Annotated in this window: 6 protein-coding genes; all 6 read left to right on the top strand. The window is 52.7% G+C overall.

Annotated elements, in window-relative coordinates:
- The coding region (locus tag ACR0IM_RS22665) for a tyrosine-type recombinase/integrase (RefSeq protein WP_480683292.1) at positions 1 to 580 on the top strand (580 nt) is incomplete at its 5' end.
- 366 nt (positions 581 to 946) lie between these two features.
- A complete protein-coding gene (gene repA / locus ACR0IM_RS22660) occupies positions 947 to 2,131 on the top strand; it encodes a plasmid partitioning protein RepA (protein WP_480683291.1) in 1,185 nt (394 codons plus the stop codon).
- Positions 2,131 to 3,099 (top strand): plasmid partitioning protein RepB, encoded by a 969-nt coding sequence (gene repB, locus ACR0IM_RS22655; RefSeq protein WP_480683290.1) that lies wholly within the window; start codon positions 2,131 to 2,133, stop codon positions 3,097 to 3,099. Before repA ends, repB begins: the two co-directional genes overlap by 1 nt.
- 177 nt (positions 3,100 to 3,276) lie before the next feature.
- The gene (locus tag ACR0IM_RS22650; protein WP_480597295.1) at positions 3,277 to 4,332 is read left to right on the top strand and encodes a helix-turn-helix domain-containing protein; all 1,056 of its coding nucleotides are present in this window, start codon (positions 3,277 to 3,279) and stop codon (positions 4,330 to 4,332) included.
- 154 nt (positions 4,333 to 4,486) lie between these two features.
- Entirely contained in the window at positions 4,487 to 5,596 is a 1,110-nt protein-coding gene (locus tag ACR0IM_RS22645; protein WP_480597293.1) for a DUF4172 domain-containing protein, read from the top strand.
- Between the two features lie 146 nt (positions 5,597 to 5,742).
- Positions 5,743 to 6,003 carry an AAA family ATPase gene (locus ACR0IM_RS22640; protein WP_480643520.1) on the top strand — a complete coding sequence of 87 codons (261 nt, stop codon included), beginning with the start codon at positions 5,743 to 5,745 and terminating at the stop codon, positions 6,001 to 6,003.
- Positions 6,004 to 6,079 lie beyond the last annotated feature (76 nt).

Here is a 6,079-nt window from a genome sequence, read left to right as displayed (position 1 = left end):
CACCCGCGATGTGCTGGAACAGCTGCTGGCCACCTGCCGCGGCTCCCGCCGGGATTGTCGCGACCGGGCGATCCTGATGCTGGGCTGGGCCAGCGGCGGGCGGCGCCGGTCCGAGATCACCGGACTGATGCGCGAGGATGTGTCATGCAAGGAGTTCGACAAGAGCGGGGTCGTCTGGCTGTCCCTGCTGGAGACCAAGACCACCACCAAGGGGGAAACGCCGCGGTTGGTGCTGAAGGGTCGCGCGGCGCAGGCGCTGGTGCATTGGATCGAGATTGGAAAGATCGAGGATGGCCCGCTGTTCCGGCCAATCTCCAAAGCCGACCGGGTGCTGAACCGCCGCCTCTCTCCGGATGCGATCTATCAGATCATAAAGCATCGGCTGAAACTGGCGGGCCTGCCCGAAGACTTCGCGTCACCGCACGGGCTGCGCTCGGGGTTTTTGACCCAAGCTGCCCTCGACGGGGCCCCGATCCAGGCCGCCATGCGCCTCTCCCTGCACCGCTCAATGGCCCAAGCACAGAAATACTACGATGACGTCGATATTGCCGAAAACCCGGCGGCGGATTTGTTGGGGTGAAGAAATACGCAATCAGCTCAATTGGCCCCCTGCCCTTCCCTATTACTTGTCTTGGTGCGCAAGCCGTTACTTCTTTTGTGCCAATTGCTCGCTATGAAAAGCTCAACTCGAGGCGGAGCATTCGGAAGAGTTTTGTGTGCATGCCTACTTTTTGCACAGCAGAACTTCATCGGCTATAAAAGCCCGGGAACCGCTTCAAAAAGGTTTACAGCTGTAAACCACTTTGCTCTGATGCAAAGCGTATGTAGTTCACAGCTTTGTAGAACCCACAATATAAGCGAAAATCCTTGACTTAGGACAATGAATCACGGCTGTTTGTCTCAAGTGGCGCAAAAATGACCACATTCGTTAATTTGAGGCAACTACATGATTCCCGTGACACCACTTGCGGCAGAACGACCATCGGCTCTCGCCACGGAAATTTCTGAGAGATTAAACTCGGCCATCCGGGAACATCTTCTTGCGGCATTTGCCCCTGACAACACCAAATCACTACGCAACTTTGCAGCCCCAGAAGCGGCCGAACTCTTAGGTGTCTCAGGTCAATTCATGCGTAAGGTCCACGCAGAAGGAACGATTCCTGAACCAAAAGACGTGCGTAGCGGTCGACGCTACTATACCGCCCATGAGCTTTGGGAGGCTCGCGAAACGCTTGAGAAAACCTCTCGCAAAAAGGGGCGCTATATCCCTCGTCGGACTGAAGGAGAGAAACTCCAAGTCTGGCAGTTGATGAACTTCAAAGGTGGCAGCAGCAAAAGCACCACAACAATTCACCTGGCTCATTATTTTGCGCTTCGCGGTTACCGTGTATTGGCCGTTGACCTGGATCCACAAGGCTCGCTTACATCCATGTGCGGCATCAGCCCGGAAATAGAGTTTGACGGGCTGACGATCTACGATGCTATTCGGTATGAAGATCCGGTAGATATGGCGGACGTTGTGCTTCCGACATACTTCCCCGGTCTGTCTGTGGCGCCGTCACGGCTTGTTCTTTCCGAGTTTGAGACAGAATCTGCCGTTCACTCCAACCCGGACCATCCGTTCTTTACGAGAATACGGAATGCCCTGGCCCAGGTAGAAGGCGATTTTGACCTTGTTCTGATTGATAGCCCACCTCAACTCGGATTCTTGACAATAGCCGGGATGGCCGCCGCCAGTTCATTGCTTGTGCCACTGACACCTTCAATGCTGGACGTGTCTTCGACGGCTCAATTTCTCGAACTCGCTGGGGCTTACATGGCAGTCATTGAAGATGCCGGCGCTACACTCGAATACGACAACTTCAAATTCCTAATAACGCGTGACGAGCCGACAGACGTACCGTCTCAACAACTGGCTTCCTTCATGCGAGCACTGTTTCAGGATCGCGTAATGTCGGCTACGGCCCTCAAAAGCACTGCAATCAGTGACGCCACAATGCTCAAACAATCAATTTACGAGGTCGTGCGGTCGGAAATGACACGCGCAACTTATGATCGGGCAAAGAGCTCAATGGATGCGATCGGCTCTGAGGTAGAGCAAATGATCCATCAAGCATGGGGACGCAGCTAATGGCTAGAAAATCGCTACAGGAGATGTCGGGGATCGCAAACACCATCGCGCGCTCCAGCCCCAAGGCCATCGATAAAGCCCCAAAACCCAACGCCCCTGCTCTTGGTGCGCTTCAGGGCTCTCTTGCCGCAATCAGGGAAATTGACCCTGCTCTGATCGACGATTGGGGGCCAGCCGATAGGCTTGGTGAGTTTACAGCTGTAAACACTGACGAAGAAGACGATAGTTTCGAAAGCTTGATGTCGAGCATACAAGACGGTGGCCAACAAGTTCCCATTCTTGTCAGAAAATCAAAATCCGACGGTCGGTACGAGGCAATTTATGGGAGAAGGAGACTCAAGGCCTGTCGTGAACTCGGCATTAAAGTCCGCGCTAATGTTCAGGATATCGACGATGCTTCAGCGCTTCTCGCCAAGGGGCTTGAGAATGCTGCGAGACGCAATCTTTCTTTCTACGAGAAAGCACGTTTCGCCGAGGCGATCCTGACTTCAGGGCATGGCACTGCAACGGTGCGGCAAGTATTGAACCTTTCGAAATCAGGGCTGTCCCACCTGACAAAAGTTACGCAACATGTTCCTGCAACGATTGGTGACATGATAGGCGCAGCCCCAAAATCTGGCCGCCCAAAATGGACCGTGCTTGCAGAACACTTCATTGCAGGCAAGCTAGCGGAAGAAGAAGCTGCAAACCTGCTAGAAACCATTGAGCCATCAATGTCGTCAGATGATCGGCTGGAAATGCTCCTTAAAGCAGCTGCCAAACGTGGTGCACGACAAAGAGAAGGTGCAGCCGAAGTCAGCCCAATCGAAGGCGTTACAATCAAATCCTCCAACGGATCACTAACTGTTTCAGTCAAAAGAACTGGAGCTAACGCCGGCTTCGCTAGCTGGTTGGACAAAAACATGGCTGAAATCATCAAGCGCTCACACGCTGAGTTTACAGCTGTAAACGCCGAGAAAAAGAACTGAGGACGAGCAGAAAGGAGGAAGGCAAACAAACAAAACCCCCGAAACCGGAGCTTCGAGGGCTGCTGCGCAAAGCGCAATTCTTAGATTAGACACCTAGAATCTAGCAGCACCCGAATCGCCACACAAGAAAAAACGCTCTTGAGCGAACGGGTAAATTTTGTCTGCCAATAGATAATCATGAAAACACTAACAGCATTGGCTCCAAATGGAGCAACCTTGTCGGGAACGGCAGGGCAGGGGAGTAGTACGCCCAAAAAATGGATACTTCTTCGCGCCGTTGAAGAGGCCAGAGAACCTCTTGGGTTAAAATCCACAACTCTCAATGTCCTGAGAGCGATGATTTCTTTTGTGGGCGGTGATCAGATTACTGCGGACCAAGATGATCATCACATTTGTTTCGCCTCCAACGCGGCGATCGCCAAACGAACTCATGTCAGCGTACAGACCGTTGAGCGCCATATTTCGGCTCTGGTTGAGCTTGGACTTATCCGTCGCGTCATGAGCGCAAATGGAAAACGTTGGGCACGTCGGAACCGACAGGGCAGGGTGGTCACTGCAACTGGGCTCTCCCTGATGCCCTTGTCTGAACGGCACGCTGAGTTCATCCAGGAAGCCCAGAGGCATGCTGATCGAGTTCTGGAGTTCACTGTACTCCGCGACAAGGTTTCGGCCGCTCTGGCACGCCTCAGGGAGCTCCTAGCAGACGACACCAAAATCTCGGGTTTGATGACCACCGTACGCAATGCTCTGCGTCGCAAACCAGATGCGAATGTGCTCAGCGAGCTGCTGGCAGAAATCTCTGTGGAAATCTCCGAGATAACACAGACAGATACAGAAAATTTGAGGGCCAGTGACAGTGAAATTGAGGGGCACAAAGAGGACTCTTTGAATCCGGAAGTTAAGAAAGAAAAACTTTCTCAGATTCAAGTTTCTCCAGACCAAATGGAGCGCAGTTTTCCACGGCTATGCTCAGAACTACGCTTTGCAAAAGATCAGCACCACTGTGATCGGCTTATGGATGATATCGCCGAGTATCTACGGCTTGGCCAAACCTGGTATGCAATGAAATCAACGTTTGGCCCAGCTATTCGCTTCGTTGTTCTCGGATACATTTTTCAACGTGCTGAGAACATACAGTCTCCAGGGGCTTACCTGATTTCTTTGCTGGCTAAGATCGAAAAGGGAGAGTTGTCTCCAAAGGCAATGCTCTCGCGGACCTCCAATGCTACCTAAATTTTGGGAAACAGGATGAAATTTACCGTTTTCAACCTACACCTCCAATCGATGATCGGATTGAAGAATTTGAAAAAGGTGAGCAATAGGATTGACCTCTATAAATCACAGACCCATAAATAGTGAGCTATAGAAAGAAGGCTTATACCTCACGATGTGGAACTGGCAGAACACTGACTGGCCGACCTTTCGTTACGACGCCACAAGACTCGAACCATACGAGCAACAGTTTCTGTTGTCCTCAGGGGAAGTTATTGGAGCGGTTCATCATGTGAACACATCGGATCGAGATCAATTGCGTATCGATCTGCTAAGCGAAGAAGCAATGAAAACCAGCGCGATCGAAGGTGAGATGCTGGATCGGCTCAGCGTGCAATCTTCCTTGCGTAGGCATCTTGGATTGGCTCCCGACAGCTATCCATCCAAACCGCGCGAGCAGGGCGTTTCAGAGATGATGGTGGATGTTTACTCCACCTATTCGGAGCCGCTATCACATGGCACCCTGTTTCGGTGGCATGACATGCTTCTGTCTCATGACAGGCATCTGGAAAAGATTGGATCATACCGGAGCCACGAAGATGCGATGCAAATCGTCTCAGGCCGCTTAGACCGCCCAACGGTGCATTTCGAAGCGCCGCCCTCGCATCAGGTGCCGACTGAAATGGATCATTTCGTAACCTGGTTCAATCGGACCGCACCAAATGGTCCCGAACCATTGCGCGCACTGATCCGGGCCGGATTGAGCCATCTGTATTTCGAGAGCATTCACCCCTTTGAAGACGGCAATGGTCGGTTGGGCAGGGCGCTGGCGGAAAAATCCCTGGCGCAAAATATTGGTCAGCCAAGCCTGATTGCCCTTGCTTTCACGATCGAGCGAGAGCGGAAGGCATATTACGACCAACTCGAACGTCATCAAAAGACGCTAGACGTGACACCATGGCTTATCTGGTTTGCAGAGACAGTCCTTACAGCACAGCAGGTGACGCTTGAGCGGGTCGGCTTCTTTATTGCCAAGACGCATTTCTATGACAGGCATCGTGATCAATTCAATCCCCGCCAAGGCAAGGTAATCGCACGTTTGTTTAAGGCTGGACCGGAAGGGTTCAAAGGCGGGCTGAGCGCCGAGAACTATATTTCGATCACAGGAACGTCGCGCGCCACGGCGACGCGGGATCTGCAGGATCTGGTAGAGAAAGGTGCTCTGAGCCGAACGGGTGAACTTCGGTACACGCGATATTGGTTAAAGCTGGATCGGGACGGGTAGGGGGCTGAAATACGGCACGAAGGGAGGGAAGCGGAAGTTCGCTGCGATTGCGAACTGAAATGACAGCATCTGCGTTAGCGGACCTTGGCGAATGAGTTGAAGCGTGACTGCAAGATCGCACGAGCATCAAATGGAGATTGACGAAGTTGGGACCAAACGCCTACGCAAGTACCGAGGTTGTAGACTTCACTGCAGCCATGGATGCCGGGATATTCGGCATCAATGGAGAGACTGGTGCTGGCAAGACGACCATATTCGACGGCATCTCTTTCGCCCTGTTCGGACAGTCATCGGGAGCAGAACGCTCGGCAGAGGACATGGTATGCCACCACGCCCACGCGGCGGATCTCACTAAGGTCGAGCTCGTCTTTGATCTCGGGACCGAAACTGCCCGCCAATTTCAATGATGCATAACTATCCAGAAAGTTTGCGACAGAACCTTTTCGCCTGCCACATCGCGTGAGGTAGCCATGGCCGCGCGGG

It is taken from the genome of Ruegeria sp. BF6, assembly GCF_056538665.1.
This window is presented reverse-complemented; position numbering and strand designations above follow the sequence as displayed.

Coding starts and splice junctions, on each gene's coding strand:
- repA (WP_480683291.1), top strand. CDS start 947: ATGATTCCCGTGACACCACTTGCGGCAGAACGACCATCGGCTCTCGCC.
- repB (WP_480683290.1), top strand. CDS start 2,131: ATGGCTAGAAAATCGCTACAGGAGATGTCGGGGATCGCAAACACCATC.
- ACR0IM_RS22650 (WP_480597295.1), top strand. CDS start 3,277: ATGAAAACACTAACAGCATTGGCTCCAAATGGAGCAACCTTGTCGGGA.
- ACR0IM_RS22645 (WP_480597293.1), top strand. CDS start 4,487: ATGTGGAACTGGCAGAACACTGACTGGCCGACCTTTCGTTACGACGCC.